Origin of the sequence: Planktothrix agardhii (assembly GCF_904830935.1) — a bacterium.
Lineage (GTDB): Bacteria > Cyanobacteriota > Cyanobacteriia > Cyanobacteriales > Microcoleaceae > Planktothrix > Planktothrix agardhii.
Map to the genome: position 1 here is coordinate 2,444,355 of NZ_LR882952.1, position 20,291 is coordinate 2,464,645.

General features: G+C 37.6%; 19 protein-coding genes. 12 read left to right on the top strand and 7 right to left on the bottom strand.

Annotated elements, in window-relative coordinates; translation table 11 throughout:
• Positions 1–73: 73 nt before the first annotated feature.
• From NMG88_RS11400 to NMG88_RS11420, 5 genes are all read right to left on the bottom strand, one after another.
• Positions 74–550 carry a TspO/MBR family protein gene (locus NMG88_RS11400; RefSeq protein WP_042155220.1) on the bottom strand — a complete coding sequence of 159 codons (477 nt, stop codon included), beginning with the start codon at positions 548–550 and terminating at the stop codon, positions 74–76.
• An 86-nt stretch (positions 551–636) separates the two neighbouring features.
• Positions 637–2,568 (bottom strand): tetratricopeptide repeat protein, encoded by a 1,932-nt coding sequence (locus NMG88_RS11405; protein ID WP_254035428.1) that lies wholly within the window; start codon positions 2,566–2,568, stop codon positions 637–639.
• Positions 2,569–2,570: 2 nt separating this feature from the next.
• On the bottom strand, positions 2,571–3,143 hold the full coding sequence (locus NMG88_RS11410) for a glycosyltransferase family 61 protein (protein WP_227350918.1): 573 nt from the start codon (positions 3,141–3,143) through the stop codon (positions 2,571–2,573).
• A 187-nt stretch (positions 3,144–3,330) separates the two neighbouring features.
• Positions 3,331–3,756, bottom strand: a complete 426-nt coding sequence (locus tag NMG88_RS11415; RefSeq protein WP_042155216.1) for a tetratricopeptide repeat protein — start codon at positions 3,754–3,756, stop codon at positions 3,331–3,333.
• A 96-nt stretch (positions 3,757–3,852) separates the two neighbouring features.
• The gene (locus tag NMG88_RS11420) at positions 3,853–5,724 is read right to left on the bottom strand and encodes a tetratricopeptide repeat protein (RefSeq protein ID WP_254034702.1); all 1,872 of its coding nucleotides are present in this window, start codon (positions 5,722–5,724) and stop codon (positions 3,853–3,855) included.
• A gap of 180 nt (positions 5,725–5,904) precedes the next feature.
• On the opposite strand from NMG88_RS11420, the gene NMG88_RS11425 reads away from it, so the two are divergent.
• On the top strand, positions 5,905–9,423 hold the full coding sequence (locus NMG88_RS11425; protein ID WP_235766327.1) for a glycosyltransferase: 3,519 nt from the start codon (positions 5,905–5,907) through the stop codon (positions 9,421–9,423).
• A 96-nt stretch (positions 9,424–9,519) separates the two neighbouring features.
• Positions 9,520–10,491 carry a GDP-mannose 4,6-dehydratase gene (locus NMG88_RS11430; RefSeq protein ID WP_227365272.1) on the top strand — a complete coding sequence of 324 codons (972 nt, stop codon included), beginning with the start codon at positions 9,520–9,522 and terminating at the stop codon, positions 10,489–10,491.
• Between the two features lie 329 nt (positions 10,492–10,820).
• Here the strand turns inward: NMG88_RS11430 and NMG88_RS11435 are convergent, their stop codons facing one another.
• Positions 10,821–11,876 (bottom strand): glycoside hydrolase family 10-like protein, encoded by a 1,056-nt coding sequence (locus tag NMG88_RS11435; RefSeq protein ID WP_042155205.1) that lies wholly within the window; start codon positions 11,874–11,876, stop codon positions 10,821–10,823.
• A 297-nt stretch (positions 11,877–12,173) separates the two neighbouring features.
• On the opposite strand from NMG88_RS11435, the gene NMG88_RS11440 reads away from it, so the two are divergent.
• The 3 genes from NMG88_RS11440 (at position 12,174) to speD (ending at position 14,279) form a co-directional block, all read left to right on the top strand.
• A complete protein-coding gene (locus tag NMG88_RS11440) occupies positions 12,174–12,473 on the top strand; it encodes a hypothetical protein (protein ID WP_144390475.1) in 300 nt (99 codons plus the stop codon).
• 229 nt (positions 12,474–12,702) lie between these two features.
• Positions 12,703–13,758, top strand: a complete 1,056-nt coding sequence (locus tag NMG88_RS11445; protein WP_042155203.1) for a pentapeptide repeat-containing protein — start codon at positions 12,703–12,705, stop codon at positions 13,756–13,758.
• A 101-nt stretch (positions 13,759–13,859) separates the two neighbouring features.
• The gene (gene speD, locus NMG88_RS11450; RefSeq protein ID WP_026788369.1) at positions 13,860–14,279 is read left to right on the top strand and encodes an adenosylmethionine decarboxylase; all 420 of its coding nucleotides are present in this window, start codon (positions 13,860–13,862) and stop codon (positions 14,277–14,279) included.
• 280 nt (positions 14,280–14,559) lie between these two features.
• On the opposite strand, the gene NMG88_RS11455 is transcribed toward speD, so the two are convergent.
• The gene (locus tag NMG88_RS11455; RefSeq protein ID WP_042155201.1) at positions 14,560–15,171 is read right to left on the bottom strand and encodes a hypothetical protein; all 612 of its coding nucleotides are present in this window, start codon (positions 15,169–15,171) and stop codon (positions 14,560–14,562) included.
• Between the two features lie 157 nt (positions 15,172–15,328).
• Here NMG88_RS11455 and queF point away from each other — a divergent pair, with 157 nt between their 5' ends.
• The 7 genes from queF (at position 15,329) to NMG88_RS11490 (ending at position 20,291) form a co-directional block, all read left to right on the top strand.
• Positions 15,329–15,763, top strand: coding sequence for a preQ(1) synthase (gene queF / locus NMG88_RS11460; protein ID WP_026788367.1), 435 nt, complete (start codon positions 15,329–15,331; stop codon positions 15,761–15,763).
• 69 nt (positions 15,764–15,832) lie between these two features.
• Complete coding sequence (gene rpmI, locus NMG88_RS11465; RefSeq protein WP_071782700.1) at positions 15,833–16,030, top strand: 50S ribosomal protein L35; 198 nt, start codon at positions 15,833–15,835, stop codon at positions 16,028–16,030.
• 37 nt (positions 16,031–16,067) lie between these two features.
• Positions 16,068–16,424 carry a 50S ribosomal protein L20 gene (rplT, locus tag NMG88_RS11470; RefSeq protein WP_042155199.1) on the top strand — a complete coding sequence of 119 codons (357 nt, stop codon included), beginning with the start codon at positions 16,068–16,070 and terminating at the stop codon, positions 16,422–16,424.
• Positions 16,425–16,547: 123 nt separating this feature from the next.
• Positions 16,548–17,090 (top strand): tetratricopeptide repeat protein, encoded by a 543-nt coding sequence (locus NMG88_RS11475; RefSeq protein ID WP_026788365.1) that lies wholly within the window; start codon positions 16,548–16,550, stop codon positions 17,088–17,090.
• Positions 17,091–17,502: 412 nt separating this feature from the next.
• On the top strand, positions 17,503–17,733 hold the full coding sequence (locus NMG88_RS11480; protein WP_026795009.1) for a hypothetical protein: 231 nt from the start codon (positions 17,503–17,505) through the stop codon (positions 17,731–17,733).
• 232 nt (positions 17,734–17,965) lie between these two features.
• Positions 17,966–19,054 (top strand): amino acid ABC transporter substrate-binding protein, encoded by a 1,089-nt coding sequence (locus NMG88_RS11485; protein ID WP_254035429.1) that lies wholly within the window; start codon positions 17,966–17,968, stop codon positions 19,052–19,054.
• Positions 19,055–19,130: 76 nt separating this feature from the next.
• Complete coding sequence (locus tag NMG88_RS11490; protein WP_227350915.1) at positions 19,131–20,291, top strand: amino acid ABC transporter permease; 1,161 nt, start codon at positions 19,131–19,133, stop codon at positions 20,289–20,291.

Here is a 20,291-nt window from a genome sequence, read left to right on the forward strand (position 1 = left end):
ATAATGGGGGAATGTTAACCCTTATTTCTCATCAGCCACCCGTAATTGCTGCAATTGGGTGGCTGATGATTTTTTAAGTATCTAGGGGATTTAGGGGGATCATAGCCCAGGTGGTGTAGGTTCCAATTGGACTCCAGAGGACAAACGGGAGGAGTAAATAGGCTGCGGTTTGAGATACTGGCCAAACACTCACCATTAACATCAAGCCTAAAATAAAACCTGTCCCTCCTAATATTGTTCCGACCCGTAAACTTTTGGCTTTACACATGACCGGGGTATAGGACAAAATCACTAATTCTACTAATAGATAAAATCCCATTAATACCCAGGTTTGGGATATTCCGGGTTCGGCTTCCCAGACTAAAATTGCTGACCAAGCCCCCGCAATAAAAACGATTATCCAAATTAAAGGAATTGCTTTTTCAAAGGTTAACCAACTGGGACGGGTTAAGCGATTAAACCATCGGATGTCATCAGAGGTTAATAGAATATTATTGGCTAGGGCGACTAAAAACGCCACTCCTCCAATTACCATCCAAGATTTAATCATAATTTTTAACTCTTTTAACCCTATTCAGATTATTTTAGTTGGTTATTAGTCAAATCTCCCAAAAGCATAAAAATTGCTCCCTATCCCTAAACAACTCCAGCCCATTGCATTAATTTTAAAAGAGAATCCAAATTGACCTTAATATTTTGAGAGCCATCCGTCGGAGAACGACCAAAATCGGCAGGTTCACAAAATAAACAGTAATAATCACAACCCACAATATTACTTAATTCCCAATAACAAGATAGCGTCCAATTTGGCATTAAAAACTCAATCACCTGAGTTCCTGGGGAACAAAAAACTAAATTGGTTAAAGCGGCTCCATGGGGAGAAATAATGACTTTAGTATTTGCCATATAATAGGCTTGTTGTCTGACTGATAAAGTTTCTAAACTCAAGACTGTAAATCCAAATTGCTGTAAAAACAAAATCACTTCTGCTTCATTATCCACTTGACGATAGGATGCCTGACTTCGACTTAAATAAACTCTTTCTAAAGGCAATAATTCTAAGTTTTCTGGATAGTTTAGACACAAATTTTTCAAGAAATTACAAGCCCATTTAGGTGTCCTGGAGGTTGCATGAGAATAGGACGGAATTAAAAGTTTATCTGCTTTTAGAAACGGGTTTTTGCAGCTTTCAATTATCTTTTCTGCGGGAATATTTAATAGCTTTAAAGTTTCCTGTTCATAGTTTAATTGACAACGATTTACTACAAAATAATCAATTTCTTCAATTAAAAAATGTTGTAATAATAAACCAAATCTAGCAATAATATCAAACATCCAATGATAATAATTTTCACCCCATTTTACCGATAAAAATGCCACTATTTTACCTATATTTTGTGTCACAATAAGATGGGGAGAATTAACCAATAATGCCGCACTTCCGGTGGATAAATCTGTGATTAATTGATTCTCTGAATTGAGAACAGCACTGGTTAATGTATCCGCCCAAACTTTACCTTGAGGGATACTATAAACAAAGGTTTCTGGGAAATTAATTGAGGTTAATTGAAAATGAGGGTTAAGACTTCCCTCGATAAATTTAGGGGGAGTAAGTTCGATATTACTAAGCGGATAAACCGGAATTTTAGTTAGATTTTTTTCTGTATGAGTGGTAATAAAATGATCATCGGATAAATTAAATATTTTTTGAATTAAGCGGATTGGTAATTGATGATGAACTTCACAAAGAATTGCATCTAATAGTTGATTTTTTTGTTTAAAAATGGTAGAAATATAATCATAAGCCTCATGATAATCCGGCTGTATTTGTAATCCTTTAATTAAATAATCTAAAGCAAGATCCCATAGTTCCTGTTGAATTAAAATTTTTCCAATCTCTATATAATGCCAGCTTTGGGGATTTATATTTATAGCATTTTGGTAGGCTTGAATTGCATTATCTAACTGATTTTGAGATAAGAAAGTTTCCGCTAACTTCCCATAAAACCAATCTATATTTGGATTAAGCTGAATTGCTTGAGAATAAGATTTAATCGCATTTTCTGGTTGGTCTAATTTTAATAAAGCATCCCCTAATTTAATATAAATCCAGCAATTTGTAGGCTCAAATTTAATTGCTTTTTCATAATAATTAATAGATTTTTCTATCTGATTTAATTTAAAAAAAGATTCTCCTAGACCAAAATAAGCCCAACAAAAATTATTATTAAATTTAATAAATTGAGTATAGGCTGCGATCGCTTCCTCCCAGCGTTCTAATTTAATTAATACTTCTCCTAAACTATTATAAGACCAAGGAAAATCAGGATTAATTTGAATAGATTTAGAATAAGCATTTATTGCATCTTCATAACGTTCTAACTGCATTAAAGTTTGACCTAATTTATAATAAATATGGTCATTATCAGGATTTAATTCAATGGCTTGATTATAGAAAAATAAAGCTAGTTCAGGGTTTCCATCTTCTAAACATTGATTTGCAGAAATTAAATGAGATTCTGCTATTTGTGAATTATTTTTGGTATTATTATCGTTAAAATGAGTCATAATTAATTAATAACTTTTGCAATTTTTAAAAGTTCAATAATAGTATAAGATTTAATTTTTATATTGTCAAAAATTGGAATAAAATTTAATCCTTCATCATCTATCGGTTCACCGACACAACAGTAATATTCACAGCCAACTATATTGCAAAGTTGCCAATAATAAGAAGTCTCCCATTCAGGAAATAAAAACTCAATCACCTTTGTATTAGGACGACAAAAGACTAAATTAGTTAATCCTGACCCATGGAGTGCAATAATAATTTCTGCATTAGCAAAATAACCAACTTGTTCTTGAAAAGGTAAATATTCTAAACAAAGCGTTTGAAAACCTAATGTTTCTAAAAAGGGTAAAAACTCCGACTCATTGATAACTTTTCGACAGTTAGCATTTTGGCGACTTATATAAATTCGTCGGGAATAATTATTTGAATTAATACTAGGGGAAAGAAACTTATTTTTAATAAAATTTACTCCCCATTTTGAAGACTTTAAATGACTCCAATGAACAGGAGATGGAACTAATAATACTGACCCTCTAAAGTCATAACAGCAGATGTTAAAGCATCTCCCCACCCTCGTCCATTAGGGATGACTGCAACAAACGCTTCTGAGGATAGCATAGAGTTAGGAAACAACCTAAAATTAGGTTTTCCTAATATTCCGTTTGGAGGATTAAAATTTACTAAACTTTGAGGGTAAATTGATATTTTCTGAGCGTGGGGATAATCTTGATTATTTATTAGTAAATCAGGGGATAAATTCAAGTATTTTTGAAGTACATCAATGGGGATAATTTGCAAATATTTACATCCATTTCTTTTAAAATTATTCCTAAATTAAAATAACCTGCCGCAATTTTAGGATTAATAGCAATAAAGCGACGATAAGTAGAAACTGCTTTGTTTTCCTGTTTAACGGCTTGGTAAGCTTCTCTTAAAGCATAATAAGACCAAATAAAATCAGGATTTAATTCTATGGCTTTTTGATAGGCTAAAATTGCTTCTGTAAAATGCTCTTTTTGACTTAAAGCCAACCCTAATTGACAATAAGGATGATCAAAGGTTGGATTAAATTCAATGGCGTAACAATAGCAAACAATTGCTTGATCAATTTTGCCATTATCTAAAAATTTATTTCCTAAATTAAACTGATCTTCCAATTTGATTTTATCAGGTTCTCTAATCATGATGTGATATTGACATTAAAAAAATATAAATTTAAGTTAAAATAGGTTGTTATATGGATTTAGCTAGACAGATTATAATTATAACATAAATCTAATCTAATTCCAGTTAAACTGCATTCCTAAAAACTCCTCTAACTGCTGATTATAAGGCTGAAAATAATGATTGAGTAATGTCCGAGTTGCTTCAGATATGGAGGGATAGGGTCGGGTATTATATTGATGATAGTTTGAAAGATGATATTCCGGTAAACCTAAAAATTTCAGGACTTCTGTTGTTCCCTGGTCGGGGTTTGCATAGAATTGTTCACTGCTTAAAATTAAAAACTGTTCCCTAGGAAATACTTTGATCCATTTTTCTAAGAAATAAATATATAACCCTTTAGCTAAATATCCTTGAAAGTTTGGTTGATGGAGTTTTCTCCAAAAATCAATGGTTTGATCCTCTAATTGATCTATTTCCCGTTGAATTGCTTCTTCAAAACAAGATAATTCCCATTTTAAACTTAACCAATGATAATAGTGGGAAACCGCTCGGTCAATCGGGTTTCTTAATAATAAAATTAATTTAACATTCGGAAAAAATTTAACTAAGTTTTCGGCTACTTCTGGAGAATTAAAGTTTATTGGTGTTGCTTCTCCTACTAAACAATGATAGTTAGGAGGAATGGGGGGGAAATGGGAAAAATACCACTCCAAACCTCGATGAACTTGATTTGACCAAAAGGGCATTTCTTTAATCATTGAGGACATAATATTGGGATGTTCAGAAAGATAGTAATTTAAAGAAGTTGTCCCACCTTTTTGGGTTCCAATTATTAAATAATCTAGGTGATTAACAGGTTTTAATAGTGCTGAAATATTCTGCCATTGTGGACGGAATTTAGGGATGATTTTTTGACCCGCAATATAATTATATTGAATCGCAGATTGTAAATCTCCTTGAGCAGTATATAATACGGCTAAATTTAAGTATAAAATAGAGGACTCTGGATTTTTTTCAATCCCTTGATTAACAATATTAATCGCTGTGATAACTTGATTTTGTGTTGCTATTAAATCAACAATATTTTGATAATTCCAAAGAAATAGATCGGGTTTAAGTTCTAAAAATTTGAGATAAGAAAAAACCGCTTTATCCGGCTGTTGGTTGCGAAATAAAGCCATTCCTAAGTTATAATAAACTTGGGGATCATTGGGTTTCTGTTGCACAGCATCCCGACATTTTTCTACCTCTTGATCTAAAACTTTTTTTTGCTCTAAAATAGTTTCTATTTTTTGAGAAATATCTAAATTATTAGGTTGAATTTGCCAGGCAATCTGGTAAAATATAAGGGCTGCAAATTCGTAGTTATTTTGAGTTAGAATTTCTGCCAATTTGATATAAAGTTCAAAATCAGTTGATAAAATTTTACTATTATCAGGTTCATTTACTACCGAACAATAATCATTAATTACCGGATCTAATCCCTTCTTAACTTGAGCTTGAAGTATTTCTCCAATTCGATTTAAACTCTCTGAAAAATCTGGATTTTTTTTCCAAGCATTAAAATAAGCATTCACAGATTCTTGCAAATTTTGTTGTTGATAAAAAACCTCTCCTAAATAATAATATGACCAACAAAAATTAGGGTTGATTTCAATTGCTTTAGAGTAAGCTAAAATTGCTTCATCCCATTGTTTTTGTTGAATTAATGCCATTCCCAGGTTATGATAAGACCAGGAAAAGTCAGGGTTAAGGGCGATCGCTTGATGATAAACAACAATGGCTTCTGTCCATTTATTCTGCTGGGAAAAAATATCTCCCAGTTGATGATAGGCCCAGGAAAAGTTAGGATCAAGTTCTATTGTTTTTTGATAAAATGCGATCGCATCTTCTAAATTTCCTTGATTTCTATAAAGTTCCGCCTGTTCATATAAACTGGAAACTGAAATGGAGTCTGGCTGTAAGCAGTTAGAATCAAAACTCATTAAAATTTATTCCGATAATTGTTAACCTTTTGTCAATTGTAGGGGGTTTTCCGAAATTATCATGTTGTCCCGATGGCTTATTTTTTATCATTGCTCCTCAATTTACTTTTTTTAAAATAATTGATTATCGATCTCAATAAGACTTATAATAACAGATTGATTCACTAAAATTTGAAATTTATGTTGAGTTCATCTCCTCGAGTTAGTGTTATCATTCCTACCTATAATGGCGATCGCTACCTTAGCCAAGCCATCGACAGTGTTTTGAGTCAAACCTACTCAAACTATGAAATTGTTATCGTTGATGATGGTTCAACGGATAACACACCTCAAATTGTACAACACTATTTAGATACACACCGGAACTCCTCTATAATTCGTTATATTGTGCAATCTAATCAGGGAGTTGCAGCCGTCAGAAATAGGGGAATTAAGGAAGCTAGAGGAGAATTAATTGCTTTACTGGATCAAGATGATGTATTTTTACCTGAAAAATTAGCCCATCAAGTTGCCTATTTTAATACTAACCCAAATATAGCTATTGTCAATAGTGGTTGGCGTTTAATTGATCAAAATAATCATAACATTTCTGATATTGAACCTTGGCATGATTTACCGGATTTAACCCTAGAAACTTGGATAACAAGAACTCCAATTTTACCTAGCTCTTTAATGTTTACACGAGAATCTTGGCAGCAAGTCGGAGGATTTAATTCTCGTTTTAATGGAGTCGATGATGTTGATTTTATTTGGCGTTTAGCATCACAAGGATATGAAGCCATTTGGCTCCCTGAAATTACCGTTAATTATCGGCAACATCAGCAAACTGTTTCTAATCAAAAAGCTAGAGAAAGGGCTAACTTAATTGTAGCACTTCACGATTATTTTTTCAGTCAGCCTAATTTATCTGATGAAATTTTGCAACTGGAAAAACCCGCTCGATATGAAACTTTTACTTGGATGGCATGGCACTTATATCATACCAATCATCTTGAAGAAATGGCTAAATTTCTCCAAAAATCTTTACTTTATACTCCTTATACCGTAGCGATTACTATTTCTGATTGGGTACATAGATTTATTGGTTATTGTCGTGGTTATGGTTATGAAATTGATTTAGAAAATTTCTATAATTTACCCGAATGGAAACAATTAATTACTGAAAATGCACCACAAAATAAACCTAGGGTGAGTGTGATTATTCCCGCTTATAATTGTGAGAAATATATTGAGCAATGTGTAAAAAGTGTTCTCGAACAAACCTATACTAATTATGAAGTTATTGTTATTAATGATGGATCTCAAGATCAAACTCAAGAAATTCTCAAACCTTTTTTCCCCGTAATTAAGTATATCTATCAAGATAATCAAGGAGCAGCAAAAGCTAGAAATCATGGCTGTGAAATTGCACAAGGAGAATTTTTAGCTTTTTTAGATGGAGATGACTTTTTCTTACCTCAAAAATTAGCGGAACAGGTCGCTATTTTTGATACTGATTCTAGTATTGATTTTATCCAAAGTGGCTGGTGTGTTGTTAATCAAAAAGGAATTGTAGTGAGTGTCATTAAGCCTTGGGTACACGCACCAGAATTGAATTTAGAAACTTGGGTTTTACATAAATGTGTACGTCCAAGTGCTATGATTTTACGCCGAAAATGGTGGGAAAAAGTGGGAGGATTTGATCATCGTTATCCCCCCACGGAAGACTTAGATTTTGTTTTACGCCTTTCTTTAATGGGATGTAAAACCGTTTGGTTTAAAGAAATTCATGCCTGTTACCGTCAACATGATAATAATTTAATGTCGGGGGGATTAAAAGTTATTAAAAATACTGAAATTGTTATGAATCAATTTTTTGATCATTCCGATCTTCCTGATCAAATTCGTAAATTACATCAGAAAGAAAGTTATGAGCGTTGGTTATGGTTGGCTTGGCGAATGTATCGAGATGGTTATCCCGATTTGATGATATATTGTTTAGAGAACTCTATAAAACATACCTTTTCTCCTCTAACCGAAACAATTTCTCAATGGCTTGATGGGTTTCAAAATATTGCGTCAGACTATGGGGAAAAAATAGATATCTATGCTTTAATTAAGTCTCAGGAATGGCAAACTGTTATCCATAAAATTATGAATCCAAAACTTACTCCCCGACCTAAATCTACCTTAACTCCTGCCTCGAATAAACCCCATATTCTATTAATAAATACCGATGATCCTGGTATTGGCGGGTTAGCCCAATACGATCATTTAATTCTTTGTGAATTAGCTAAATTAGGCTATCGGGTAACGGCCGTTAGACCCCAACATCATAACCCCTTAGTTGAGGAAGAAAAAGAGTTAGGAATTCAGCAATATTGGTTAGACTATAGTACCAGTAAAGATTTACCGCGAATTCTCAGAAATACCCAAGATGCAGAAACCCTTTATGATGAAATTAAACCCGATTTTATTATTTTTAGTGATGGCTGGCCTTACTCCCATTTTGCCGCTAAACAAACTGCAATTCAACGGAATATTCCCTATATGATCGCCTTGGGATTAGCGATGCCAGAACATATTAATTTTACCATGGGAGATGGTGTTCCCTACGCCAAAGGAGTATTATATCAATATGGTTCTTCGCGTACCTTTAATACCGCAGCTTACGAACATATTCAGATTTTACAAGACCAATTTGGCTTACCGAAAAATAAAGGAAATGTAGTATATTATGGGCGCTCAGAAAAATATTTTACCTCGCCTAATTTATCTACTCGTCAACGGTTACGGCAAGAAATTGGTATTCCTGAAGATGGAATTATGTGCTTAACAACGGCAAGATTAGCACCGATTAAAGGACATCGGTTTCAGTTAGAAGCGATCGCTAAATTAAAACACACTTCTATCTGGGAAAAATTATACTTTGTTTGGGCAGGAACAGGACAGGGAAGTGATCATGATTTAGAACATGAATTAAAGCAAAAAGTTGAGGATTTAAGAGTTAGCGATCGCGTCATATTCTTAGGGCAAATATGGAATATTCCCGACTGGTTAGATGCCTGTGATATCTTTATATTAACCTCCCTAGCAGAAGCCGCCCCCTCCTTTGCTATTATGGAAGCCATGGCAAAAGGATTACCCATTATCGCCTCGGCTGCGGGTGGTATTCCCGAAGGATTAGGAGATACGGGAAAACTGTTAAGTGATCCTAATATTGATCCCGAAAAAACGGTTAATGAACTTGTTCAAAGTCTTCAAGAATTAGCAATTAATCCTCTATTATTATCTAAAATGGGTGTAGCATCTAAACAACGAGCAGAAGAACTCTTTAAAGAAGACCGGATGTTAAAACAAACCCTAGAAATTATAGAAATTGCTTTAACTTCTCCCCAGGAAGATGACTTGATCAATTTACCCTTAACTAAAACAGAAGTAAAACAGCTTAATCATCGCCTCAAATATGCTTCATTACTTTGGAATGCTTGGTATTATTATACCCAAGGTAATCTATCTCAAATGGTTAATTTTCTTGAACAATCTTTAAAATACTCCCCCTTTGAATTTGCCACCGAATCTGTGTTAGAATGGGTGAATGATTTTGTGCGATTATCCAATTATAAAAACCATCCTTTGGATGCTTCTACTTTAAGTCAATCCCCAGAATGGAAATATGCAATGGAACGAATTTTAGGGATTGTTAGTCGTTATCCGTAGGGGCGGGTTCGAGTTAACCTTTAATACCCAAAAATAATCTCCCAAAACCCGCCCCGAACCCATATAATAGTTTTGATCAGGCATTGTAAATTATTTATGAAAACAGCATTAATTTGTGGGGTATCGGGACAGGATGCGGCCTATTTAGCCGACCTATTGTTAAAACAAGGTTATTCCGTTTATGGCACATCACGGGATGCTCAAATGTCTTCCTTTAGCAATTTATCCCGCTTGGGAATTCGAGAAAAAATCAAATTAGAATCTATGAGTCTAACGGACTTTAGAAGTGTATTGCAAATCTTGACTAAAGTTAAACCCGATGAAGTCTATAATTTAGCAGGTCAAAGTTCAGTAGGATTATCCTTTGAACAACCTGTAGAAACCTTAGAAAGCATGGCAATTGGCACATTAAATTTATTAGAAGCGATTCGATTTACAGGCGCTAAAATTAAACTTTATAATGCTAGTTCCAGTGAATGTTTTGGCGATACAAAAGGACTTCCTGCCGATGAAAATACTCCATTCCGTCCCCGCAGTCCCTACGCTGTAGCCAAAGCAACGGCTTTTTGGGAAGTCGCCAACTATCGAGAAGCCTATGGTTTATTTGCCTGTTCTGGGATTTTATTTAACCATGAATCTCCCCTGCGTCCCGAACGATTTGTAACGCAAAAAATTATTAAAGCAGCTATTGATATTGCAGCCGGAAAACAGGATAAACTTTATTTAGGGGATATTTCAATTCAACGAGATTGGGGTTGGGCTCCAGAGTATGTAGAAGCCATGTATTTAATGTTGCAGCAGCAAGAGCCAGATGATTATGTGATCGCAACAGGAGAAACTTATGCCTTAGAATCATTTATAGAAACAGCTTTTTCCTGTGTGGGATTAGATTGGAAAACCTGTGTTAAATCTGATAGTAATTTATTACGACCTACGGATATTGCAGTAGGTCGAGGAAATCCGGGTAAAGCAGAACAAAAGTTAGGATGGAAAGCAAAATATAAAATGCCCGATGTTGTAAGAATGATGATCGAAGCAAAACTCGTAGTAAGCCCTTCAGGGCTTTAATATCAAAATGAATTTACAATCATCACAGGGTTTTGGTTGGGTTGGTAAACCCCATTGGATAGAATTATAGATCAATACCGCTTGCTGACGAAATGGAGGGGGAAATAGCTGATAATGCCGAATAGGTTTGAGATAAAATACTAGATATTGCTTCAGCAATAAATTTTTCTCCGTTATAAATATGATAATTTAAGTCAAATCAATATTGGTAAAATCTTTAAAAACAAAAAAACCTAGAAATTACGAATTACGAATTACGAATTACGAATGGGTAATAGAAGGAGTTTACATCCCCTGCTCCTCCTATCCCCTGCTCCCCTGGCTTTCCCCTATCTCAATTTAGCAGGAATAGCATAAGGGCCTTTTTTCAAGGCTGTAGCCAAGGCATTATTATTCAACCTTAGGGCTTCATAAAAGAAAAATATTTCTCCTTGAACTCCTTTAAACCGATTATAGTCAATTGACTTCAATAAATCATCCGCCGTAATGCAATAGGAACCGATTTTTGCTAAAATCCCTGGAGAAAGTTTGGGTAACTGCCAATCCCTAAACTGCACATCAACTAATTGATCAACTAACCCTTTATAACTCCAAAAATTGCGCCGATATAACTGAGGGTGAATCCAATCAACTAAATCTTGATCAATCCAAGCAATATAATCCTGTAAATATTCATCTAAACCCCATTTATAAAGACTAGGAGCCATGGAAATCAACAAATTTGGTTTAATTGCCTTAACTTCTCGACGTAAACGAATTAAAAAATTTGTTAGGATATTCGCCCGCCATTGTACCCATTGGGGGTCTTTATGATAGCTCGGAGGTTGACGCCCAAATTCTTGCCGATAAAGAGCAATTGTTTTCGGATCATACCCTCCTTCCGAGGGCATTGCAGGCATCCGGTCATCCCCTTGCACCCCATCAATATCGTATTTTCTCACCACTTCTAAGACTAAACTTAGAACAAAATTTTGTACTTCTGGGTCAAAAGCATTCATCCACTCAAACCCATTTTTAACAACTAATCCCCCCGTAGAATTAATCCCCGACCAGCCAGGTTTTTGAGATAAAATTCGGCCCCCATTTTGTTGATAGGAACTCGCAAACCCAAATTCAAACCAGGGAATTACTTCTAACCCCACCCGATGACCTTCCTCAATCACTTCCTGTAACGGGTCACGCCCCTTAGAATAGAAATCGATTTCGATCCCGAAGGTTTGGGCCATCACCTGAGAGCGATACAAAGTAACGCCCTTATTCCAAACCACCGGAAACACCACATTAAAACCTGTCTCCACCAAGAATTCCATCGCTTCAGCAATGGTCTGTCGAGAAAACATGACTCGACTATCCGTATTCGTTAACCAGACACCGCGAATTTCCATAAAACCTCCTGAAAGCGATCACACTTTAATCTTAGTATGGAGGCTTTCCCTGTTTAGTGATTCAGTCCTTAACACTTTTAGCTTGACTCAGATCCAACCTAACTTGAAAAACCCACCTTGCCGAGTTGAGCCTCCAGCGATTATGATTAGTTTAAGAAACAATTTTGATCAATCGAGGTAAAAAGATCAGTTAACCTTTGATCCTAGCCCGTAGAAAACCCCTAACCCTTGAGGTCAGGCAATTTTGCCTGACCTGTCACCGGATTAGGAAGAAAGGGTTTAGGATTAAAACATCCTATGAATATCCCAAATCAACAGCGATGGAGGAGTTTCTTCCGGGTTAGACTTTTAGCCCGTCGTTTTCATCTGAAACCGACATTCGACCCAAGCTCGGTTAGTTTACCCGTTTTTGGGTTATCCCAAATCAAGGGTTATCCAGTCCTATCTAAGACTTCTGAGCACTTTCGTTCTTGTATTATTTTATATATGCTGCGGGATATTCCACTTCAGCCGCACTATGATTTTCAGCAATTCTGTTTAGCAATAATCTGGCGATTAATCGCCCAATACACCTATATTGCGGGTGATACCAGTTAAGCCCGATTCACTTTGGGGTTAGCCATTCACCTGAATGTAGTTAAGTAGCAACGTCCGATACAGTTAGATTCCCACAAAGAATTTAGACTGAATCTGGTCTAGGTTGATTTATCTATGATCACAGACTAATAAGCATTATTTGGCATTTTTTCCCTTGCCATGAACTGTGTTAAAGCAATTCATGGTCATTTTCCACTATTTACACATTAAATAAAACCGTTCATTTTTTATGAAGGCTAATGAAAGCATCGATGTCGATAAGTTATTAACTCGATATGCTACAGGAGAGAGAAATTTTAGTGGCATCCATCTGATGGTAGCCTGCTTGAAACAGGAAAATTTGAATCGAATTAATCTTAGTAATGCCAACTTACAAGGAACTAATTTATCTCGCGCCCGCCTAATTGGAGCGAATTTCAATGGGGCTGATTTGAGTCAAGTTAACCTCACCATGGCCGTTCTAGTTGAAGCCAATCTCAGTGGAGCCAGTCTGACCAATAGTATTTTACGCAATGCTGACCTCAGTGGAGTTATGCTCAGTGGTGCGATTTTGTCCGAAACAGACTTAACTGGGGCAAACCTCACCGGAGCCAGTTTAATTTCAGCCTGTCTCCTAAATGGTTGCAAACTCACCGATACAATTTTAGTCGGGGCAACCCTCAGCCGAGCAATTTTAAGCGGCGCTAATTTAAGTGGTGCTAACTTAACTCGAACCATTTTAACTGAAGTTGATCTCAGTGGAGCTAATTTAAGCCATGCTAAATTAGTCCGATCTTACCTAAACCAAGGTAATCTGAGTGGGGCTAATCTGAGTCATGCCGATCTGAGCGAGGCTAGTCTGCGGGAGGCTAATTTGGGTGTGGCTAACCTCTCAGTTGCTAACTTACAAGGGGCGGATTTAAGTGGCAGTAACTTAAACGGAGCCAACTTAAAAGGAGCTTGCCTCCAAGACACAAATCTTAAAGATACCTATTTAAACGGTTTAAACTTACAGAATGCTGATTTAAGACGCAGCGATTTGACTAAGGCTAATTTGCGCGGGGCTAACCTCAGTGGCGCCAACTTAGAAGGTGCGACGCTCTTAGGAGCCGATTTGCGCGGGGCGAACTTGAGCCATGCTAATCTCACCGGAGCCGGACTGCTTTTGACTTCCCTCAAAGGAGCAAATTTAACCGGAGCTAATCTCTGTGCGACTAACTTAATCGGTGCGAGTCTCAATATTGATCACCTAAACAAAGTCAGCCTGGAAGGAGCGATTATGCCTAACGGCGCCAGCTATTCATAGAAGTTCGGAGCAGTTTCGTTCAAACCCTTGCACAATTTCTGAAAATGTGTGGTAGGATTGAAAGGTTTGATACACTTTAGGGTGGAGGTAAAACCCGAAGAATGAAACAATTGGGAACCCATCTGGTCGTTGACGCTTGGCAGTGTCCTGCAGAACTTCTGAACGATCCCGAACGCATCCGTCGCGCGATGCTTGATGCAATTTCTGCTGGGGGGGCTACCCTCATCGACTTATGTGTACACCAGTTTAGTCCTCACGGAGTAACTGCAACAGCCACTTTGGCTGAGTCTCACATTGCTATTCACACTTGGCCAGAATTAGGCTATTTCGCTGCTGACTTATTCTTTTGTGGAGCAGGCAATCCTCAGCGAGCCATTAAGTTTCTAGAAACCGCGCTTCAAGCCAAACAGGTAAGATCGAGAGAATTCAAACGCGGTTATGAACCAGACGAGACTGAGATCCCAGATTCAATCAGCGAAGAATCTTTAGCAACTTTAGTTGAAACTGGAACTCGCGGTTAGAACCCGTTCATCGGTTATCCGAGTCAAGTCAAATCGAAACAAAGGATTGTGTTTCTCATCCTTTCGTTGGTATTGATAATTTCCTAAAATTCAATAGTGAAACTATTCATACCAACACCGAGCTAACACAATCAATGTCCCTTCTGGAAACTACATTACAGCCACTCGATAAGCTGATTAATTCTTAGAAAGTTGCATTAATATCTACAACTTCAGAAACAGTATTGGCGGAGGGTTTTCCTTCCGCTTACTTATTACCTATTACCTATTACCTCTCATACTAGCGCTGTTGGTTCAACAGAGGACGAACAATCCAATAACCAGCACCAAAGGCGACTACTACAATCAAAACAATTGATATAATTAACCAAAACCCGCTCAATTCAGAACGCTGAGATTTAGACATCGGGCGTAACCGGGCCTCTGTTGGTTCTGTAAATAAAGGTTGTGCTATTTCTGGAATTAATGGGGGTTTGGGAGACTCAGAAAACGGAAAACTGGGTTCATTTCCCCTCGGTTCAAGTTTAATTGAGGGGGAAATTTCCATCATGGGGGAAGTCGTGGAAGTTGCTCCGATATGGGTCGGAATTTCAACGCTAAAAGAACTTGCTCCTGGGGATGAAAATTGAGATTTTTTGCCCTGACTGATGCTTTGGGCTTTATTAATAGCCTGGTGCAACCCAATGGCAGATTGTACAACGTTTTCTAATTCTTGCCTAAGTTGTTGATTTTGCTGGGTTAGCTGTTGATTTTGGGTTTTGAGCGTTTGGAGTTGAGATTGAACGGTTTGCAACTCCGCCGTAACTTCCCGATAGATAGAAATGGGAATTGATGGAGAGTAGTTATTCGATGCCACTGACGGATTAGGACTAGAGGCGTCAGCATTTTGCATAGGACGACTTGTAATTGAGGGTGAACATTTTATTAGAAACTTATTATGTTTTACAATACCTGTGATTAGAACTATTTGAACGAATTTTTTCCAGCAATTGCAGAAAAATTCACCCTGCCATCACTACACTTTAAAGAGTTACTGTTGAATCCTAACTATGAGCCACTCTTACTCCGAACCCACAGAATCTGCCACCGCCAGTCCAGAAGCATCAAAATATGGTGAACGGGAAATCGAGGAAGGACAATTGATTACCTTTCCTAATCCTAGAATTGGTCGTCGCTATTTCGTTGAGATTATCTTACCCGAATTTACCTGTAAATGTCCTTTTTCTGGATATCCCGATTTTGCCAAGATTTATTTAACATATCTTCCCAATGAGCGGGTGGTGGAATTAAAATCGATCAAACTGTACATTAATAGTTACCGCGATCGCTATATTTCCCACGAAGAATCGATAAACCAGATTTTAGATGATTTTGTTGCCGCCGTCGATCCCTTAGAAGTCAGCATTAGAGGGGATTTTAACCCCAGGGGGAATGTGCATACGGTTGTTGAAGTCGAACACGAGAAGCTAAACCCCAAACTCTAAAACTCAGGACTTGTGAGAATATCAACTCCTATGATAAAATTATAGGCTGTGTCGAATTTAGGCGAATCCATGCCCAAACTCAAAACTCGGAAATCCGCAGCCAGACGATTTAAAGTTACTGGTAGCGGAAAAATTGTGCGTCGTAAGGCTTACAAAAGCCATTTGTTACAGCATAAAAGCTCCGCTCGCAAACGGAATCTGTCTAAGATGGCGCTGGTGAGTGAGACTCAAACAGATAACGTGCGTTTGATGCTGCCCTATTTGTAAGCCTCTAAACGAATTTTATTAAAGGAAACAAACGTAAATGACCAGAGTTAAGCGCGGTAATGTTGCTCGCAAACGCCGCAAAAAAATACTGAAACTTGCCAAAGGATTTCGGGGTTGTCAGTCTACTAACTTCCGCACCGCGAATCAGAGAGTCATGCAGGCGTTGAAAAATGCCTATCGCGATCGCCGTAACCGTAAACGTGATTTTAGACGGTTATGGATTACTCGGATTAATGCCGCGGCTCGGATTAACGGAATTAGCTATAGTCAGTTAGTTGGCAATATGAAAAAAGCCAATATCTTACTAAATCGTAAAATGTTAGCCCAACTTGCTGTTTTAGATCCTCAAACCTTTGGGAAAGTCGTTGATCTTGCCAAGAGTGCAAACAAGTAGTTTTAACCACTTAAAACCGCCTGTTCAACTGAATAGACAAAATTGCCCATTGTTAGCTAAGGTGAAGGATAGATTTAATTCGATCCTTCACCTTTGTGTTGAAAAAACTCTCCTTTTAAAATTATGGATAAGAACCTTCCCATCGCCTATTTATTACTGTTAGTGGGGTTACTGGCAGCCGCCATTGTCTTTGTGATTCGTCAAATTATTAAAACCCGTCGGATAGAAAGCACCCTTTTTGATCTACAAACTAAATTATCAAAAGAACAGGGAAACGCACAGGAATACTATGAATTAGGAAGTATTTATAATGATAAAAAACTCTATTCCCAAGCCGTTACCGTATTACAAAAAGCCTTAAAAGCCGGGGAAGATGAAGCTCCTGAAAACCTAGCCATGATTTATAATGCCTTGGGATATGCCCATCTAGCTAAAGAACAATACGATATTGCCATTCGTCAATATAAAGAAGCCTTAAAGTTAAGTCCCATTTACCCCTCCGCTTCTAATAATTTGGGTTATGCCTACGAAAAGAAAAAGCTAACGGCCCAGGCTTTAGAGGCCTATGAAGAAACATTAAAAAATGATCCCGATAATCAAACCGCAAAATATCGGGCCCAATCCCTACGCAAACGAGTTGGAATTCCCTCAGAATCAACTAAGTAAGGGGAAATAGGGGGAGTCGGGGAGGTATAGCAACAGTGCCTGGGGTGTTAGAACACCAGACGGATGTTGGAACCCAGACGGTGAAGTCTTTTCCCCCTGTTCCCTAGCCCCCCGTGCACGCAGGGTTTGGGGGGGCTGTTCCCTAGCCCCCCCGTGCACGCAGGGTTTGGGGGGGCTGTTCCGGTGTTCCCTGCTATATTTGTCAAGATTTAATGCAAAGGATTAAGAGAATTGTACCTGTTGTGACATCTTGTATATTTTTGCTTGCAATTTGAGAAAACTCGGTTATTCTTGAAATTTGAAGAAAGTATTAAGTCTTCTCCTAAATGGCGAAGGCACTTTCTAAATCACTCAGAAAAACACTGTTATTTTCTGTATAGAAACTAACAAAACTGCATCCATCGGAGATTTTATGACTCCTACAATGCTTCGTCAACTTTGGTCACTGGTAGAAACTACTCAAGCATCCACTTTGGTTGATCTTGATGATGCGAGTCTTGTCCAGTGTTTAGTCAAACAGTTGAAAAAACAAGCTGGCATTAACGCTAAAGAAGCCGATCTCTTAAAGGATTATATCTGCTCTCGGATTGCTTTAATTCGAGATATGGCAGAAGCCCGCCTATCTGGAGATGCTTCGGCTTAACCTCCATATTCCAATAGTTTCAAATTCTGTGAAAGTATAACTATGGGGGCATCTTTCTTAAAGGGTTGTATGGAAAATTATCAGATTAAGTTGACACTCCACTGTCTAAAAGTGATTAGACTCATTTCTTTGGTAAGATGAAAGCGTTTGAGGTCGCTCCTTGAGAGTGAATCACCTCAATACGGTTATGGTTTGTCAACTTGTCTAACTCATACACCTACAATATAAAACTATGAACAAATTTGGTTCTTTACTGGTAGCAACCCTATTGTTAGTTGCATCCCTAACAGCCTGTGAATCATCGAATCCTACGAACACTGCTACAATTTCCTCTGGGGGAGACTCAACGGCTGCTAAAGGAGGAACAGGCCAAAGTCGTCTTGATATTGTCAAGCAAAGGGGAAAACTCATCTGTGGAGTTGATGGCAAAATTCCCGGATTCAGCTTTGTGAATGAAACTGGCCAATATTCGGGTCTGGATGTGGATATCTGTAAAGCCGTGGCCGCCGCCGTTTTTGGTGATCCGAATGCGGTTGAATATCGCAATTTGGATTCTACAGAACGATTTGAAGCCTTAAAATCGGGGGAAGTCGATATACTTTCTCGAAATACCACCTGGACAATTAGCCGTGATACCTCCGTTGGCTTAGAATTCGCCCCGACTACATTCTACGACGGTCAGGGGATGATGGTTGCTAAAGATAGTGGGATTACTAAATTGGAAGATTTAGCAGGTAAAGCTATTTGTGTTGAGGCGGGAACAACTACCGAACTGAACCTAACTGATGCCCTGCGTCAAAGAAATATCAAGGCTGAAACCGTTACCTTCCAGCAAGCTGACCCGGCTTATGCTGCTTATGTAGAAGGTCGATGTCAAGGGATGACCTCCGATAAGTCCCAATTGGTTGCCCGTCGCAGTACCCTCCCTAATCCCGACGATCATGTTCTTTTGGATGTTACGATGTCTAAAGAACCCCTGGGCCCGGTAACAGTTAATAATGATTCCGCTTGGTTTGATGTGGTGAAATGGACAACTTATGCTTTAATTGAGGCCGAAGAATTAGGAATTAATCAAGGGAATGTGGATCAACTCAAAACCAGTGAGAACCCTAATATTAAAAGATTTTTAGGAACAGAAGGCGACCTCGGTAAAGGTGCCGGATTAAGTAATGATTTTGCGGCTAATGCGGTTAAAGCTGTTGGCAATTATGGTGAAGTTTACGAACGCAATTTAGGTCAAGGTTCACAATTTAAACTGCCCCGGGGACAAAATGCCCTATGGACAAATGGGGGTTTGATGTATTCTCCTCCTTTACGCTAAAGTCAGTTAATAGCCATGTAGCGACGTACAATGGTACGTCTCTACACTAATAATATTGATACTTGATAAATAATATATGAGCAATAGAGATCAGAAAATTCCTCTTTGGCGAGATGACCGATTTTGGCGAATTGCTTTGCAGGTTTTAGTGATTGTGATTGTGGTTAGTGTATTTGCTCTTTTGGGTGGAAACCTAACTCGAAATCTCAGACAAACCGGAAGTGGTTTTGGCTTTAGTTTCTTAGGAACATCGGCGGGATTTAATATTCTCGATAGTTTAATTCCCTATACTCCCACAGATCCTTATATTCGGGTTTTATTCGCCGGATTATTAAATTCTCTGCGGGTAATGTTTTTTGGAATTATTCTCACAACTTTATTGGGAATTACTGTTGGTATTGCCCGTTTTTCTGATAATTGGCTTTTGCGTAAATTAGCGTTTATTTATGTAGAAATTGTTAGAAATACTCCCCTATTATTACAACTGGTTTTTTGGTATGGGGTTTTTGTGCAACTTCCGCCTATCAAGGAAAGTTTTGTGTTTTTAAATTCGATTTTCTTTTCTAAACAAGGAATTTTTATGCCTTGGCCGTCAGGAATACAAGGAATAATTGGATTTGTGGTATTATTGATTTGTGCGATCGCAGCTTTAATTATATCAAAAAAACGCATCAAAGTCATGATCGAAAGGGGAGAATCGGGACAAATTCAATTAATCAGTTTGGGAATCATTGGTATCATAGCTTTATTAATATTAACTATCGGATTAAATTGGCAAACTCCAATATTTAATCCCACAACCAATAATATAGAAGGAGGATTACGACTTACCATTGAATTTACAACCCTTTTAGTCGGTTTAGTAGTTTATACGGCGGCTTATATTGCTGAAATTGTGCGGGCGGGGATTCAATCTGTTTCCAAAGGTCAATGGGAAGCGGCTCGCTCCTTGGGTTTACAATCCGGTTTAGTCATGCAGTTAGTGGTATTTCCCCAAGCCCTGCGGGTGATTATTCCGCCCTTAAATAGTCAATATTTAAACTTAGTAAAAAACTCCAGTTTAGCGATCGCCGTTGCTTATGCGGATATCTATAATGTTGCCACAACTACTTTTAATCAAACCGGAAAAGCGATTGAAGTCATGTTAATTATTATGGGAACTTACCTGACAATTAATTTATTAATTTCTTTAGCAATGAACCAATTAAACCGTAGTGTTCAGTTGCAAGAAAGATAA